The organism is Roseibium aestuarii, assembly GCF_008477545.1.
Lineage (GTDB): Bacteria > Pseudomonadota > Alphaproteobacteria > Rhizobiales > Stappiaceae > Roseibium > Roseibium aestuarii.
In genome coordinates, this window is record NZ_VORA01000001.1 from 1,856,683 (window position 1) to 1,871,689 (window position 15,007).

Genomic DNA, 15,007 nt, shown 5'->3' on the forward strand with positions numbered 1-15,007 from the left:
TCTCGCTTCGGGTCTAGATGAAGCCGAGCACGCTGAGCACCAGCGCATCATCCGAATTGGCGACGATGGCCGGCGTGCCCGAGGGGATGGTCACCTCGAACTTCGGATCCGCATTGGGCGTGTAGATCAGCCCCACCACCGTGCTCACCGCATATTTCTGCACACCCGGATAGCCGCGCACCACATAGGCGTCGTGCGGCACCTGCATGGTGAAGGCATTGCGGTCAGCGGTAGAGCGGGTCTTGTCATGCTGCTCCGACGAGCTAGTGCCGGTGCTGTAAGAATACATCGACCCCACCTCCGCCAGTTCTCCGATGCCGATGGAGGGCAGCGAGAACGTATGCATCGACGACTTCTGGCTCACCGTGATGTCGTTGCGCCCCTCGGTCACCGTGCGTTCCAGCACCATCTCCGTCTGCAGGCCCAGATTGTTCTTCACGAAGGGCAGCGTGAAGCTGATCTCCTCCAGGTTCTGGAACAGACTGGCGATCTGGGCCGAAGCCGGCAGCGCGGTCACCAGCTCGATGTTGTTGATGTAAGTGCGCGACTTGCCCACGAACTGATGATAGCCCACATTCACCACCTGACGGCGGATGGTCCCCTGCGGCGTGGTGATGCTGAGCGACAGGCCCGCATCATTGACCTCGTCGAAGATCTGATAATTGCCGTTGCGGTTGAAGGTCTTCACCGCCGTCTGGATGCGCTCGGCCAGGGTCTGCCCCTGAGCGGCCTCCGCCGTCTTGAACAGGCTCCCTTCCGCCGCGACCACCATGTCCTTTGGCGGCGCTGCCGGATCCAGGGTCTTGTAGGTCAGCACGATGGCCACGATCCGCTTGCCGTAGCGCGCCAGATCCGCCTCCGACGCGCCTGTCAGCATGCAGTAATAGGTGGTCATCTTCTCGATGCGGGACATGTCCTTCAGCGAGACATTGATGCTCATGCCCACGTCACCGCTGCCGCTGTCCGCCCCCACGGGCACGCAAAGCGACCCTTCGGTACAAACCTGGATCCGGCGCAAGGGCCGCAGACCCGCCGGATCGTCGGAGGTCTTGAAGGCAAAGCCGAACAGCGCGAAATCCCGCGGGTAGGAACTGTCGACGATATACTTGTCGATCGCGGGCTTGGTCAGAAAGGTGAAGCCTTCCGGCGAGGCCACATTGCCCACGGTCTTCAGCCGCGTCTGGAGACGGGCCTGCAGCATCTGGGTCACGGGCGCAAAGGCACCATCGTTCTTTGAGTATTTCACGAACATTCCCGCTTCCTTTCCCGGATGACACGACCAACGGACTTTTCTCAAGGACGAAGCAGACGGGTTCCTGTGACGGCCCGGCAGTCCGGATGACGAAAAAAGGCCCCGTCGTGAAACGGGGCCTCTGGAATGTCATCGGATCGCGGAAGCGGATCAGGGCTTGGGTACGGGAATGCCGGTCTTGCCGGTTTCCGCTTCGCCTGCGAGCGGGTCGAGCCCCTGCTCTGCCCCGGCTTCCACGGGAGGACCATCATAACCCTCTGGTGGCGGCACGGAGGACGAGGTCTTGCAGTTCGTCAGCCAGACGTCATAGACCGCATGCTCCACCGCATGCAGACCGGGCGACCCGGCATACATCCAGCCGGAGAAGATCCGGCGGACTTCGTTGTTCAGGGTGATCTCGTCCACCTGCACGAAGGCGGTGGTCTCCGGGTTCTCGGTGGCCGGCCGGGTGTGGCAGACCTTCGGCGTCAGCTGCAGCGCGCCAAACTGGACCGTCTCGCCCATGTAGACGTCAAAGGAGGTGATCCGCGCGGTGATCTTGTCGAGACCCGAGAAGACGGCGACCGGGTTCTCGATCAGCTCGCCTTCCGGGGTCTCCGTGGTCTGCTGCCCCTGGTTCTGACCATAGGGGTCGAAATTCGGATCCGCCTGGCTGCCGCCCGGATTTGCCCCCTGATCGACACCCTGATCGAACCCTTGAGCGACGCCATTCTCCTGCCCGTCCAGCCCAGGCAGGGTCTGGGGCTCGGGCGCCGGATCCAGCGGGGCCTGCTGGAAGGTCTGGGGCTGATCAAAGGTCTGGGGCTGTGGCGGCTGCTGGTCGGAACCCGGCAGCGGCAGCGGCGGCAACTCGCGCGCCGGATCGAGCGGCTGCCACTGGGCAAGCGCCGGTGCCACGGCACCGCCAAGGGTCACGCCGCAAGCAAGTACGGACACTCCCACGGCCTTGCCCATCCGGTGTCCAAGACCCATTCCCGATCGCGTCAGTCCAAGCCGCATGGCGTGTCTCTTTGCTCGATTCTCTCGTTCAAGGTCCGATCGCTAGCATCGGAATAAGGCCCGGAAAAGACAAGGCTTCCCCGGGCCGCATTTTCTTCGGCGACGATAGGCGCTCGCGCCTCAGGCGTCGAGCAACCGGCTGTGGGCCAGCGTGACCTTTTCGAGGCGCGCGGCAAACTCGGCCATCTTTTCCTTCTCGCCATCGACCACCTCTTCCGGGGCCTTGGCCAGGAAGCCGGGGTTGCCGAGCTTCTTCTCGATGCGGCTGATCTCGCCCTTGAGCTTGTCCATCTCCTTGGCAAGGCGTGCCCGCTCTGCACCCAGGTCGATGAGACCGGCCAGCGGCAGGCAGATCGTTGCCTCGCCGACGATGACCTGTGCCGACCCCTTGGGGGCTGCCTCGGCCAGCTCGATGGTCTCGGCACGGGCCAGTCGCTCAATGGCGGACCGGTGGGTGTCGAGACGTGCCTTCGTCACATCGGACGCGCCGACGATGACGACAGGCACCTTGGCCCCTGCCGGAATGTTCATTTCCGCCCGCACCGAGCGGATTTCGGAAATGAGGGACACCAGCCAGTTGATCTCGCCGGCGGCCGCCTCGTCGGCCACGACAGCCTTCGGCCACTGGGTCAGCGCCAGCAGACGGTCGGCCTTCACGCCCGCATCGCCCATGCGCTCCCACAGCTCTTCGGTGAGGAAGGGCATGAAGGGATGGAGGATCTTCAGGATCTCGTCCAGGGCCCAGGCGGCGGTGGCGCGGGTCTCGGCCTTGGCGGCCTCATCGTCGCCGTTGAAGATCGGCTTGGCGAGCTCCAGGTACCAGTCGCAATAGGTGTTCCAGACAAAGCGGTAGAAGGCCGCGCAGGCATCGTTGAAGCGGAAGCCCTCAAGCGCCTCGGTCACTTCGGCCGCGCACTTGCCCACTTCCGTCGCGATCCAGCGGTTGAGGGTCTGGCTCGTGGCGGAGGGATCGAAGCCGGCAACCCGCTGGCACTCGTTCATCTCGGCAAAGCGCGCCGCGTTCCACAGCTTGGTGGCAAACCGCTGGCCGCCCTCGGCCGCCTGGTCGGACATGCGCAGGAACCGGCGGCCCTGCACTTCCTGGCTGGCGAGCGCATAGCGGGTCGCATCGGCGCCGAAGCGGTCGATCAGGTCGAGCGGATCGATGACGTTGCCGACGGACTTGGACATCTTCTTGCCCTGCGCGTCCACGACGATCGAGTTGAAATAGACCGTGTCGAACGGCACTTCCTTCATGAAGTGCAGGCCCTGCATCATCATCCGGGCCACCCAGAAGAAGATGATGTCGAGACCGGTGACCAGCACGTCGGTCTTGTAGTAACGCTCAAGTTCCGGCGTCTTGTTCGGCCAGCCGAGGGTCGAGAACGGCCACAGGGCGGAAGAGAACCAGGTGTCGAGCACGTCCGGGTCGCGGGTCAGCGGCTTGCCGCCGGCCATCTCCACGGCCTTTTCCTCGCTCTCGGCGCAATATTCCTTGCCATCCTCGTCATACCAGACCGGGATCTGGTGACCCCACCACAGCTGGCGCGAGATGCACCAGGGCTGGATGTCGTCCAGCCAGTGGAAATAGACCTTCTCCGCATTGCCCGGAATGAGCTTGGTGGTCCCGTCCTGAACGGCCTTCAGGGCCGGTTCGGCCAGAACCTTGGCATCGACGAACCACTGGTCGGTCAGCATCGGCTCGATGACCACCTTGGAGCGGTCCCCATAGGGCTGCATGATCTTCTTGGATTCGACCATCGGCAGCAGCGCCGGGGCGTCCTCGTCCTCGCCGAGCGCGCGCACCACGGCCTTGCCGGCGGTGGTCCACTCCGGTGCACGGCCCTTCATCCAGGCCACGTCCGCATGATCGGCCGGCACCATGACCGCCAGACCCTCTTCAGTGATCTGGTCGATCACGCGCTTGCGCGCCTCGTAACGGTCCAGACCGCGCAGGTCGTCCGGCACGATGTTGATCGCGTCGACCTCGTTGATGGTGAAGTCCGCACCGTCGATGATGGCCTGGGCCTTGAGGGCCTCTTCCGCATAAGGCGCGCCATCGGCGCGCATGGCGCCCTTGGTGTCCATCAGGCGGTACATCGGGATCTTGTTACGCTGGGCAACCCCGTTGTCGTTGAAATCATGCGCGCCGGTGATCTTCACCGCGCCGGAGCCGAAGGTCGGGTCCGGATATTCGTCGGTGATGATTGGGATCAGGCGGCGGTGTTCCTTCGGGCCGACCGGGATCTCGCACAGCTTGCCGACGATCGGCTTGTAGCGCTCATCATCCGGATGCACGGCCACCGCACCGTCGCCCAGCATGGTTTCCGGGCGGGTGGTGGCGATGGAAATATAGTCGCGGGTCTCGCGGAGGGTGACGTTCCCCTCCTCGTCCTTCTCGACATATTCATAGGTCTCGCCGCCGGCCAGCGGATACTTGAAGTGCCACATGTGGCCGTCGGACTCGATGTTCTCGACCTCGAGATCGGAAATGGCGGTCTCGAACTTCGGGTCCCAGTTGACCAGACGCTTGGAGCGATAGATCAGGCCTTCATTATAAAGATCGACGAAGACCTTGAGCACGGCAGCCGACAGGTTCGGCGACATGGTGAACTCGGTGCGGCTCCAGTCGCAGGACGCGCCAAGCCGCTTCAGCTGGCCCAGAATCGTGCCTTCGGACTTGCGCTTCTGTTCCCAGACCCGCTCGACAAAGGCCTCGCGGCCCATCTCGCGGCGGCCCGGCTGCTGGTTCGCCGCCAGCTCGCGCTCGACGACCATCTGGGTCGCGATGCCCGCATGGTCGGTGCCCGGCTGCCACAGGACGTCAAAGCCCTGCATGCGCTTCCAGCGGACGAGGATGTCCTGAAGGGTGTTGTTGAGCGCGTGGCCCATATGCAGGGAGCCGGTCACGTTCGGCGGCGGGATCACGATGGTAAAGGCGTCTGCACCTTCATGCGCGCCGGCACCGGCCTTGAAGGCCTCGGCCTTTTCCCAGGTTTCGTAGATCCGCGGCTCAACGCTTGCCGCCTCGTAAGTCTTGTCAAGCATAAGGGTACTCGAAGATGGATGTCCGTGCCGACCGTGTAAATCGGATGCGGCTTCTCAAGTCAACAGAAGAAGGCGGAAAGCTGGGCAAACCATGGCACCCGCTCCACTTCAAACGAAAACGCCGCCCCGGGAGGCGGCGTCAGGCAATGGGATGGGCACTTCGCCCTCAGGACAGGCCAGGGGACGACCGGAATACGATCAGGATCAGCGGCGGCGGGTGACGCGCTCGATTTCCTTCTTCACCAGCGCTTCGACCATCACCGGCAGGTTCTGGTCCAGCCAGGCCTTCAGCATGGGGCGCAGCATCTCGCGCACCAGCTCTTCCATGGTCTGGGGCTGATTGCCGACGAAGAGGTTCGACAGGTTGTCGAAGGCCGCATGAACGGCGGAGCCGGTCATGTCCGAGGTGAGCGGCGTTTCGTCATCGACCTCCGGCAGATCGTCGGGGATCGGCGCAGTGGCCACGGACGCCGTTGCCCGCGGCTTGGGGGCTGCTGCCGGAGCCGGAGCCGGCTTCGGCGCGGCCGCCACCGGGGCCTCTTCCTCGACATCGTCCATGTCGAAGCCGGCCATGATGTCCGCGTCATCGTCGTCGGCCGGAATGTCCTTTTCGACGAAGGCGATCTCGTCCTCGCCGACCATGGCGAGATCGTCGTCCGCGTCACTTTCGCCGACGGCAAAGTCCTCGGTCAGTTCGAGCACGTCGTCTTCGTCATCGGCCGCCGCGGCCATCGCAGCCGCCATGTCGTCGTCGGCCGCGTCCTCGTCCTCAACGCCACCGATGTCGGAGTCGTCCATGTCGAAGAGCTTGTCCAGGTCGTCCTGGGACATCTCGGCTGAATCACCCATCAGGTCTGCCGCCTCGTCTTGGTTGGTCGTGCTCAAACCGGCGCTGGCTGTGGCCGCACCGCCGGATTGCTCATCCTCGTCGGAGATGATCCGGCGGATGGAGGCGAGTATTTCCTCCATGGACGGTTCGTCCGCCTGCTTAGCTTGCGCCATGACATCCCCCGTACTAATCGGCAACGCGTTATCGAATCACTTCGCGCATGACTGAACGATTCGTTAACAGCCATTATAGAAGCGCCAAGGCCCGAGCGAAAAGACAAGCAGATGCTTCCGCTTGTCTTTTCCCCGGCAACCTTGGGTCCGGCGCCAGGCGCCGGCCGGTCATGGACAGAATTCGAAAGCGATCCCGGGACGAAAGGGCCGATACGGGATCAACCAGTCCTCAAGGGATCAGGGGCGCTGAAAAGCCCGATCAGCGCCCGTCAGGGGTCCGCACGCCAAACCACTTGTTGCGCACGGCCTTGTAATGCTCGGTCGGGTCATAGCGCTTGACGTTGAGGCCGAGCGTACCCGCATCCAGCTTGCCGACGGCGGCCAGCAGCTGATAGCCGGACACGATCCGGGTCCGCTGGGCGGTGACCAGCGAGACGCGCTGACTGACCAGCTCACGCTGGGCATCAAGCACATCAAGGGTGGTGCGCTGACCGACCCGCTGCTCTTCCAGAACGCCTTCGAGCGCCAGCTGCTGGGCCTGAACGGCGGCCTGAGCCGCGCTGATCGACGCTTCCGCAGCCTGATAGTTGCCCCAGGCGGAAATCACGTTGGCGCGGACCTGATCGCGCGCCACATCCAGCTGCAGCCGTGCCTGACCGAGGGATTCCTTGGCCTGACGGATGGCGGAATATTCGGAACCACCCTGATAGATCGGAATGGACACCCGGCCGCTGAACGAGGCAGACGTCGTGCCGTCAGTGGAGGAATTGGTGGCCCAGCTCTGGGACAGGGAGCCGCTGAGCGACACGGTCGGCATCAGCGTGCCTTCGGCGACCTTGACCCCGTAGAGACCCGCATCGACCAGATGAACGGCCTGACGGATCACCGGCTGGCTGGTCTCGGACGTGGCAAGCGCGGCGTCGAGGTTCTTCGGGACAAGGATGCCGATCGAGGTATCGGCCGAGAGGTTGTTGGCTTCCACGCCGACGATCTGGCGATAGATCGCGCGGCTCGCGTTGAGCTGCGCCAGAGACGCATTGAGGCTCGCCTGGGCGCTGGAGCGGCGGGCATCGGCCTGGGACACGTCGGTACGGGTGCCCTCACCCACATCGAAACGATCATCGGCGGCACGCACCTGCTCGTTCAGGAACTCGAGGTCGCTGCGGGACAGGGAGACCAGCGCGGTGTCGCGGATCACGTCCACATAGGCCTGAGCGGCAGCAAGCAGCACATCCTGCTCGGTCGCGATCAGGCTTTCCCGCTGGGCGCGGATGATGGCTTCGGCCTGCTTGGTCGAGTTGACCGTCTTGAACCCGTTGAACAGAGCCTGGGACATAGACAGGGAAAGCGAGGCGTTGTTCTGATAGGTGGTGGTGGCCGAGTTCTCGGTCCGCGTTCCACCGGCGCTGGCCGACGCGCTGACAGTCGGGCGCCATCCGGCCAGGGCCTGGGGAACGCTTTCATCCGCGCCGCGCAGACCGGCACGGGCCGCGTTGAGCGACGGATTGTTGGCATAGGCAAGGGCGAGAGCCTGCTGGATGCTTTCCGCCCTGACGGAGGTCACGGCCGTGGTCGACATCAGGGCCGCCACACCGAGGGCTGCCGCCATCGCTCGAAACTTCTTCTGCATTCCCAAATCCTTGCCGTGCATGCTGCGCAGGTCAGACTACTGGTAATCGGCCGTCTGCCGTGATGCAACTTTGCACCTGAAGATCAAGCACAATTCCGCGAGGTGCGACCAATCGGCAACACACGGCACCCTTCTGAAAAAGGGCGCTTGCGGCTTGCGCCTGGATGAAACTCTGAACCCTGAAAAACCCCCGCCTCGTCGGAGGCCTTCTTCGGGGAGAAGAAGGTCTCAACGAGTCGTCAACCATCAGATCATGGCACAGGTTAATTAGAACTGAAACTCCGGCACGCGACCGAAGCCCGGGAGAAGCGGAACGCTGGCGTTGAAGGCGAAGCGTCCGGAGACATGTTCCCCGGCCTTCTGGTAGAGCCGCACGGTGCCCGCACCGCCCAGACCTTCCACGACCACGAGGCGGCCACCGTCCTTGAGCTGACGGAAGAGATCCTGCGGCAGGACTTCCACGGCGCCGTCGATGAGGATCACGTCGAAGGGGCCTTCCCCGGCCAGACCTGCCGTCAGCGGGCCTTCGACCACGGCGGCGTTCTGGATACCAAGCTCGACGATCGTCTCGCCCGCCTGGCGCGCCAGATCCGGATCGCTCTCCACGGCCACGACAGAGGCGGCCAGATGGGACATGACGGCAGTCGTGTAGCCGCTGCCGGCACCGATCACCAGAACCACGTCATCCGGGCGCACCCCGGCGAGCTGGACCATCTTTCCCATCACATGCGGCTTGACCAGAACGCGCTGACCGCTGCCCTCGACCGCGATTTCCCGGTCGATATAGGCCACCGCCTGGCGGGATGCCGGCACGAAGCGTTCCCGCGGAACCGCCTCGACCGCATCGAGCACCCGGTGGTCGGTCACGTCATTGGTGCGCAGCTGGCAATCCACCATCTTGCGGCGGGACAGGGCATAGTCAGTCATGATGACCCTCTTGTTCCGATGTTCCGAAAAATCGGCCTCTCTGACCGGTTCCTTACAAAGGACCGGGGCCGGTGACAAGCAATTGATTGCGCCATTCCCCAATGGGGCCGCACTGGGAACCCCTCCTCCCGCAGGCGTCACCTCGGGTGCCCGGGCCCTGCCGGTCGCGGCGCGACGCAGGCGGCCCGACGCAGGCACAGATCGACGTCGCCTGCCCGTTTCGCGCAGGATGCGCCGGAACCGCTGCGGCAGATTGGCGAAAGGGCAGCAAGCCGCCTCCGGAGGTGGAAAAATTCCCGCTGCTTCATCCACACCTTAAGCGAATTTCGCAAAATCTCCCATTGAGCTTTTCAGATCCCTCTGGTAATCACCAGCGCCATCGGTCGACGCAGACATCACCACAGCGTCACGGACCGTTCAGGAAGGCCTCTTGGCGGAGTGGTGACGCAGCGGATTGCAAATCCGTGTACGCCGGTTCGATTCCGGCAGAGGCCTCCAAATTCCCCCCTTCAGAATTCGAGATCTTCCGCGCCAGCTTGCACTTTCGTGCAATGTGACCTCGTGTGCCCAGCGCCAGGGATACGATCTGTTGTCGAGCGCCTCGCCCCCAGCACGACCCCAGCACGACTGCGCAAGGCTTGAAGGCCCCGAACCCTGCCCGGATCCGGAGCTCAGCGCCATGGCAGGCAAAGCGCAAGCCCTGAGGGCTGACGCCTCAGGGCTTGGGGATTGCCGGAAGCTCGTCCTCGGCCACGATCCACGGCTCGGCGCGCCCCGCATCCACCCACTCCACCACGGCCGGATGGGCCATCACGGCCTGCATGTAGGCACGGCTGGTGTCGCTCACCGGCAGACCATAGGTGTGGAAGCGAGAAACCACCGGCGCATACATGGCATCGGCCGCACAGAAGGCTCCGAAGAGATAAGGCCCGCCGCTGGAGGCCAGGCAGTCCGCCCAGAGGGTCTCGATCCGCGCCACATTGGCCAGAACCGCCGGTTGCACAGCAAGGGTCATCGGCTCCAGGCGCAGGTTCATCGGGCAGGCGCCGCGCAGGGCGGCAAAACCGGTCGCCATCTCGCTTGAAATGGCCCGCGCCACCGCGCGCTCCCTCCGCCCTTCCGGCCAGAGCCCCGCATCGGGGAAGAGATCGGCCGCATATTCGATGATCGCCAGGCTCTCCCACACATCCAGCTCCCCGTCGCGCAGGAGCGGCACCTTGCCCGAGGGCGACACGGCGCGGATCTCCGGATTGCCGGCGGGAAAGTCGAAGCGCAGGAGCACTTCCCTGAAGGGGATCCCCGCCGCCGTCAGCGCCACCCAGGGACGCATGGACCAGGAGGAATAGTTCTTGTTGCCCACATGGAGGACGAGATCGGACATGGAAAGCTCCTGAAAGACGGCCGGAGACCGGCGCGGCGCGAAAGGATAAGCGGAAAGGCGACACACGAGCCAATCCGCAATCGGCCGTCAGACTATTGCGCCCTCTCCGGGAACTCCAATCAGCTTTTGCCCCGCTCTCATCGCGGATCCTGATCGATCGACCGCGTCACGCGCTCCCCCCTTGTCGAGGTCGCGCCGATCAAGGCCCCCCGCCCCCTTGTGCGAGCGATCCCGGCGGAAATACTGGCCATCACCGGTCAGCACCAGCGCCAGAGCCTCAAGCTCCCCGATCACGGCCTCCGAGGCCCGCTGCAATCCGGCACCGGGCCCCAGCGTCTCCCGCGCCTCCATCAGCCCAAGATAGGCCTGACGCAACTGGCTGATGAGCACATCCCGCTCGAAATCGGGACGCGGCACGCCACTCCGGATGTCCGTCATCTTGCACCTCCGCAAATGTTCCGCTTTTGTTCTCCTCCTTATGGCGTCGCGGGCCGGTCCCTGTCAATCGCTCGCCTCCGTGTGGGGCGAGCGTCGGAACAGCTTGTCCCCGCCAACCCTGTACAGGGCGCGCCCCATGCCATATGTGTCTGGCCGATGACGGGGAGGATGGGACAGATTCCATGCGGCATGGCGGCGATCTGGGAGAAGCGATTGCGCAGTTCGGCGGCACGCCGGACAGCTGGCTTGATCTCTCCACCGGCATCAATCCTCATCCCTATCCGGTCGAGGGGATCCTGAAGCCCGACGACTGGACGCGCCTTCCCTCCGAGGCCGCGCTCCGCAGCCTGCGTCAGGCGGCGCGCAAGGCCTATTCCATTCCCCGCAGCCAGGCCCTCGCCGTGACACCCGGCACCCAGGTGATCATTTCCCTGCTGCCGGACGCCCTGCCCCTCGGTCCCCTGCATCTCCTGGGCCCCACCTATTCCAGCCACAGCCAGAACTGGAACCAGGCTGGACGTGAGGTCCACGAGGCCCTGAGCTGGCACGACCTGCTGGCCGCCATGAAACGGCTCCCCGGCCATGTGCTTCTGGTCAATCCGAACAATCCGGACGGGCGCTCCTTCAAGCCCCAGGCCCTTATCGCGCTGGCGGAGCATCTGGCCCAGTCCGGCCACTATCTCATTGTCGACGAGGCTTTCGCCGACTGCGTGCCTCAGGTCAGCGTGCTGCCCCATCTGGAGAACCAGCACAATATTCTGGTGCTGCGATCCTTCGGCAAGTTCTTCGGTCTTGCAGGCGTTCGCCTCGGCTTCCTTGTCGGTCCGGACAAGATCTGCGGCGCCCTGACGCTGACCCTTGACACCTGGGCGGTCAACGGACCGGCGCTCGCCATCGGCGCCAGGGCTCTAGGCGACACGGCCTGGCAGGCAACGACCCGCGAGCGGCTGCACCACGACATGAAGCGCCTGACCCTGACCCTGGAGCATGGCGGCTTGAGCCTGCTGGGTCACGTGCCGCTCTTCGCCCTCTTCGAACACCCCCGGGCCCATCAGCTGCATGCCGCGCTGGCCCGTCGCGGCATCTGGACCCGGCGCTTCGATCACACGCCCAACTGGCTGCGATTTGGCCTGCCGCCGAAAACGGCCGATCTCAACCGCCTGTCGACCAGCCTGATCGACGCCTTTACCGAGATCTGAGCGCCCCTGCGCCAACCAGTGATCCCGCCCCATGCTTTTCTGGCAAGACACCCTCCTCCTCCTTCTCGCCGCCCTCGCCCTTGACGCCCTCATCGGGGATCCGGACTGGATCTGGCGCCGCCTTCCCCACCCGGTGGTCTGGATCGGCGGCTTCATCCGCGTCCTCGAGCGCGCCCTGAACCGGAAGTCCCACTCTCACCGGTGGCGCAGGGGTGCCGGAGTGCTGACCCTGCTTCTTCTGCTCGTGGTCAGCCTGGCCATCGGCCTTGGCCTGCAGATCGCCGCCGAGCATCTCGCCTATGGGGAGGTTCTGATCGTCCTGCCCGCCGCCATCCTCGTGGCCCAGCGAAGCCTGCACGGCCATGTGGCCGCCGTCCGCGATGCTCTCTCGCGGGACGGACTGCCCGCCGGACGTCGCGCGGTCTCCATGATTGTCGGGCGCGACCCGGAAAAGCTGGATGAAGCGGGCGTGTCGCGCGCAGCCATCGAATCTGCGGCAGAGAACCTCTCGGACGGGGTCGTCGCGCCGGTCTTCTGGTTCGCCCTTCTGGGGCTCCCCGGCCTCATCGCCTACAAGGCGGTCAACACCGCCGACAGCATGATCGGCCACAAGACCGCCGAGCTGCACGACTTCGGCTGGGCCGCAGCCCGCTTCGATGACCTGATCAATCTGCCCGCCTCCCGCCTGACGGGACTGCTCATCGCGCTGGTGGCACCCATCGTCGGCGGCTCGCCGGTCGCAGCCCTCAAGACCGTCTATCGGGATGCGCGCAAGCACCGCTCTCCCAACGCTGGCTGGCCCGAGGCCGCAATGGCGGGCGCGCTCGGCATCGCGCTGGCCGGCCCCCGTGCCTATGCGGATTATGTGGTGCGCGATCCCTTCATGAACCCGAAGGGCCGCAAGGAGGCCACCGCCCAGGACATCAACCGGGCGCTCATCGTCCTGCGCTGGGTCTACAAGGCGCAGTTTCTGCTGGTGCTCGGGGTCTTTCTGCTGACAGCGCCCATCGTGCTCTTCTGAGTCGTCCTGACCCGAAGTTCCGGCACATTCAGAGCCGGTCGCCGAAGAGACCGGCCGGCAGCAGCAGGTTGTCGCAGCGCCCCCGGGCAATCTCCAGCAGCCGCTCCACGTCGAGACAGCCCTCCAGATGGGTGGCCAGCCGGTCCAGCACCCCGTCGATCTGCGCCTCATAGGCGAGCGTCGATCCGGCGCCCAGCCGGTCGAGACAGGCGGCGCGGAAGTCATCCGACCCGAAGAGCCCGTGCAGATAGGTGCCGGCAACCCGTCCGTCTGCGGATGTGGCGCCCTCCGGCCGTCCGGCCAGCGTCAGGAACGGCCGCGCGCAATCTTCCCCGAAGCTGCGCCCCAAATGGATCTCGTAACCGCGCACCGCCATGCCGCTCTCCACATGGGTGCCCTCGACCTCGCGCAGGGTCTTGTCTGCGGTCAGAACCGTGTCCACGTCCAGCAGTCCCAACCCCTCGACAGATCCGGCAGCCCCCTCGATGCCATGTGGATCGGAAATCGTCCGACCCAGCATCTGGTAGCCGCCGCAAAGACCGATCACCCGCCCGCCCCGGCGTACATGGGCCTTGAGATCGATGTCCCAGCCTTGCGCCCGGAAGAAGGCCAGATCCGCAATCGTCGCCTTGGACCCCGGCAGCAGCACGAGATCCGCATCGCCCGGCAGCGCTTCTCCCGCCTGCACCAGCTGCAGGGTCACGCTCTCCTCGAGGCGCAGCGGATCCAGATCATCGAAATTGGCGATCCGCGAGGTCACGGGCACGACGATCTTCACCGGCCCCTGGCCCTGACCGTCGGCCAGCCCGAGCGCGTCCTCGGCCGGCAGCTTGCCCGCCTCGGAGAACCAGGGAACGACCCCGACACTGTCCCAGCCGGTACGCCCGCTGATCTCCATCAGCCCCTCGTCGAAGAGGCTCGTGTCGCCCCGGAATCGGTTGATGAAATAGGCCTGGATGCGGATCCGCTCGGCGGGGTCCAGCACCGCATGGGTGCCAACCAGCGAGGCGATCACCCCACCCCGGTCAATGTCGCCACACAGCACCACCGGCAGGTCGACAGCCTCCGCAAAGCCCATGTTGGCAATGTCGCCGGCCCGCAGATTGATCTCCGCCGGGCTTCCCGCCCCTTCCACCAGCACCAGATCGCAGGCGGATTCAATTTCATAGAAACTTTCGATAACCTTCGGCAGAAGCTCGGCTTTTCTCTGCCCGTACTCCCGCGCCCGCATGGTACCGAAGCGCTTGCCCTGGACGATGACCTGAGCGCCCGTCTCCGTCTCCGGCTTCAGCAGGATCGGGTTCATGTGAACCGACAGCGGCACCCGCGCCGCCAGCGCCTGCAGCGCCTGCGCCCGACCGATCTCGCCACCATCGGCCGTCACGGCCGCATTGTTCGACATGTTCTGCGGCTTGAAGGGCATCACCCTGATGCCCCGGTTCGCCAGCAGGCGGCACAGACCGGCAACGATCAGGCTCTTGCCCACATTCGATCCCGTGCCCTGGATCATCAGGGCCGGACGACGGCTCTTGCCCGAAAGCTGTTCCATCAAAGCGCCTTTCGCAGCGGATGAAGGCGCAGGCCCTCCCGCTCTTCGGCAGGCCCGGCGGGCTCGAAGCCGCGGGCCTCGAAGAAGCGCCGTGCCGTCTCCGGGCTCCGCACCAACAGATGTGACGCTCCCAGATCATCGAGTGCGCGGCCAAGCTGGCGCAGCAGCGCCTTGCTCACCCCCTGGAACCGCGCCTCGGGCAGAACATGCAGCAGGGCAATCTCGCCCATGGTGGTAGCGGCAACGGCCCCAAGCACCTGCGTGGTCTCGTCCACCGCCATGAGGAAGACACCCGGCCGGGTGATCCAGCGTTCGATCCGGTCGGTCGCAAGCGCGTTCAGCCACGCATCGAGACCCGGCCCGGCGCCGGCGTGATCGGCCGCGCACAGCTCCTCCACGGACCGACGGGACAGGCGGGCAATCTCGACGGCATAGGCCGGATCGGCGGAAACGATCGTGAAGGGCATGACGCTCCGGGTCTCGGATGAGGCTGCGGGCTGACCGGCGAGAGCAGGCCCGCAGACAGGGACAGGATGGCGGAATCCTCCGCCGATTCGGGCA

Annotated in this window: 12 protein-coding genes and 1 tRNA gene; 3 read left to right on the forward strand and 10 right to left on the reverse strand. The window is 65.0% G+C overall.

The genetic code is table 11. The features are described 5' to 3' along the window. Window positions 1-13 precede the first annotated feature (13 nt). The 6 genes from FR728_RS07860 to FR728_RS07885 all read right to left on the reverse strand — a co-directional run bounded on the left by FR728_RS07860 (window position 14) and on the right by FR728_RS07885 (window position 8,858). A complete protein-coding gene (locus FR728_RS07860; RefSeq protein WP_149892006.1) occupies window positions 14-1,252 on the reverse strand; it encodes a hypothetical protein in 1,239 nt (412 codons plus the stop codon). A gap of 150 nt (window positions 1,253-1,402) precedes the next feature. Continuing rightward, complete coding sequence (locus tag FR728_RS19430) at window positions 1,403-2,251, reverse strand: DUF2155 domain-containing protein (RefSeq protein WP_244304434.1); 849 nt, start codon at window positions 2,249-2,251, stop codon at window positions 1,403-1,405. A 120-nt stretch (window positions 2,252-2,371) separates the two neighbouring features. Further along, window positions 2,372-5,299, reverse strand: coding sequence for a valine--tRNA ligase (locus FR728_RS07870; protein WP_149892007.1), 2,928 nt, complete (start codon window positions 5,297-5,299; stop codon window positions 2,372-2,374). Between the two features lie 204 nt (window positions 5,300-5,503). Continuing rightward, complete coding sequence (locus FR728_RS07875; RefSeq protein ID WP_149892008.1) at window positions 5,504-6,301, reverse strand: PopZ family protein; 798 nt, start codon at window positions 6,299-6,301, stop codon at window positions 5,504-5,506. Window positions 6,302-6,560: 259 nt separating this feature from the next. Further along, entirely contained in the window at window positions 6,561-7,931 is a 1,371-nt protein-coding gene (locus FR728_RS07880; RefSeq protein ID WP_149892009.1) for a TolC family outer membrane protein, read from the reverse strand. Between the two features lie 267 nt (window positions 7,932-8,198). Then, complete coding sequence (locus tag FR728_RS07885) at window positions 8,199-8,858, reverse strand: protein-L-isoaspartate O-methyltransferase family protein (protein ID WP_149892010.1); 660 nt, start codon at window positions 8,856-8,858, stop codon at window positions 8,199-8,201. 424 nt (window positions 8,859-9,282) lie between these two features. On the opposite strand from FR728_RS07885, the gene FR728_RS07890 reads away from it, so the two are divergent. Further along, a tRNA-Cys gene (locus FR728_RS07890) sits at window positions 9,283-9,356 on the forward strand. A gap of 217 nt (window positions 9,357-9,573) precedes the next feature. On the opposite strand, the gene FR728_RS07895 is transcribed toward FR728_RS07890, so the two are convergent. Together FR728_RS07895 and FR728_RS07900 are read right to left on the reverse strand one after the other, a co-directional pair. Continuing rightward, complete coding sequence (locus FR728_RS07895) at window positions 9,574-10,239, reverse strand: glutathione S-transferase family protein (protein WP_149892011.1); 666 nt, start codon at window positions 10,237-10,239, stop codon at window positions 9,574-9,576. Window positions 10,240-10,326: 87 nt separating this feature from the next. Continuing rightward, complete coding sequence (locus FR728_RS07900) at window positions 10,327-10,677, reverse strand: hypothetical protein (RefSeq protein WP_149892012.1); 351 nt, start codon at window positions 10,675-10,677, stop codon at window positions 10,327-10,329. 182 nt (window positions 10,678-10,859) lie between these two features. On the opposite strand from FR728_RS07900, the gene cobD reads away from it, so the two are divergent. Both cobD and cbiB read left to right on the forward strand, forming a co-directional pair. Beyond that, window positions 10,860-11,876 (forward strand): threonine-phosphate decarboxylase CobD, encoded by a 1,017-nt coding sequence (gene cobD, locus FR728_RS07905; RefSeq protein WP_149892013.1) that lies wholly within the window; start codon window positions 10,860-10,862, stop codon window positions 11,874-11,876. 31 nt (window positions 11,877-11,907) lie between these two features. Further along, window positions 11,908-12,897 (forward strand): adenosylcobinamide-phosphate synthase CbiB, encoded by a 990-nt coding sequence (gene cbiB / locus FR728_RS07910; RefSeq protein WP_149892014.1) that lies wholly within the window; start codon window positions 11,908-11,910, stop codon window positions 12,895-12,897. Between the two features lie 28 nt (window positions 12,898-12,925). Here the strand turns inward: cbiB and FR728_RS07915 are convergent, their stop codons facing one another. Beyond that, window positions 12,926-14,446, reverse strand: coding sequence for a cobyric acid synthase (locus tag FR728_RS07915; RefSeq protein ID WP_149892015.1), 1,521 nt, complete (start codon window positions 14,444-14,446; stop codon window positions 12,926-12,928). Continuing rightward, window positions 14,446-14,913: a GNAT family N-acetyltransferase gene (locus tag FR728_RS07920; RefSeq protein WP_149892016.1), complete on the reverse strand. Its 468-nt coding sequence runs from the start codon at window positions 14,911-14,913 to the stop codon at window positions 14,446-14,448. Before FR728_RS07920 ends, FR728_RS07915 begins: the two co-directional genes overlap by 1 nt. Window positions 14,914-15,007 lie beyond the last annotated feature (94 nt).

Coding starts and splice junctions, on each gene's coding strand:
- FR728_RS07860 (WP_149892006.1), bottom strand. CDS start 1,252: ATGTTCGTGAAATACTCAAAGAACGATGGTGCCTTTGCGCCCGTGACC.
- FR728_RS19430 (WP_244304434.1), bottom strand. CDS start 2,251: ATGCGGCTTGGACTGACGCGATCGGGAATGGGTCTTGGACACCGGATG.
- FR728_RS07870 (WP_149892007.1), bottom strand. CDS start 5,299: ATGCTTGACAAGACTTACGAGGCGGCAAGCGTTGAGCCGCGGATCTAC.
- FR728_RS07875 (WP_149892008.1), bottom strand. CDS start 6,301: ATGGCGCAAGCTAAGCAGGCGGACGAACCGTCCATGGAGGAAATACTC.
- FR728_RS07880 (WP_149892009.1), bottom strand. CDS start 7,931: ATGCAGAAGAAGTTTCGAGCGATGGCGGCAGCCCTCGGTGTGGCGGCC.
- FR728_RS07885 (WP_149892010.1), bottom strand. CDS start 8,858: ATGACTGACTATGCCCTGTCCCGCCGCAAGATGGTGGATTGCCAGCTG.
- FR728_RS07895 (WP_149892011.1), bottom strand. CDS start 10,239: ATGTCCGATCTCGTCCTCCATGTGGGCAACAAGAACTATTCCTCCTGG.
- FR728_RS07900 (WP_149892012.1), bottom strand. CDS start 10,677: ATGACGGACATCCGGAGTGGCGTGCCGCGTCCCGATTTCGAGCGGGAT.
- cobD (WP_149892013.1), top strand. CDS start 10,860: ATGCGGCATGGCGGCGATCTGGGAGAAGCGATTGCGCAGTTCGGCGGC.
- cbiB (WP_149892014.1), top strand. CDS start 11,908: ATGCTTTTCTGGCAAGACACCCTCCTCCTCCTTCTCGCCGCCCTCGCC.
- FR728_RS07915 (WP_149892015.1), bottom strand. CDS start 14,446: ATGGAACAGCTTTCGGGCAAGAGCCGTCGTCCGGCCCTGATGATCCAG.
- FR728_RS07920 (WP_149892016.1), bottom strand. CDS start 14,913: ATGCCCTTCACGATCGTTTCCGCCGATCCGGCCTATGCCGTCGAGATT.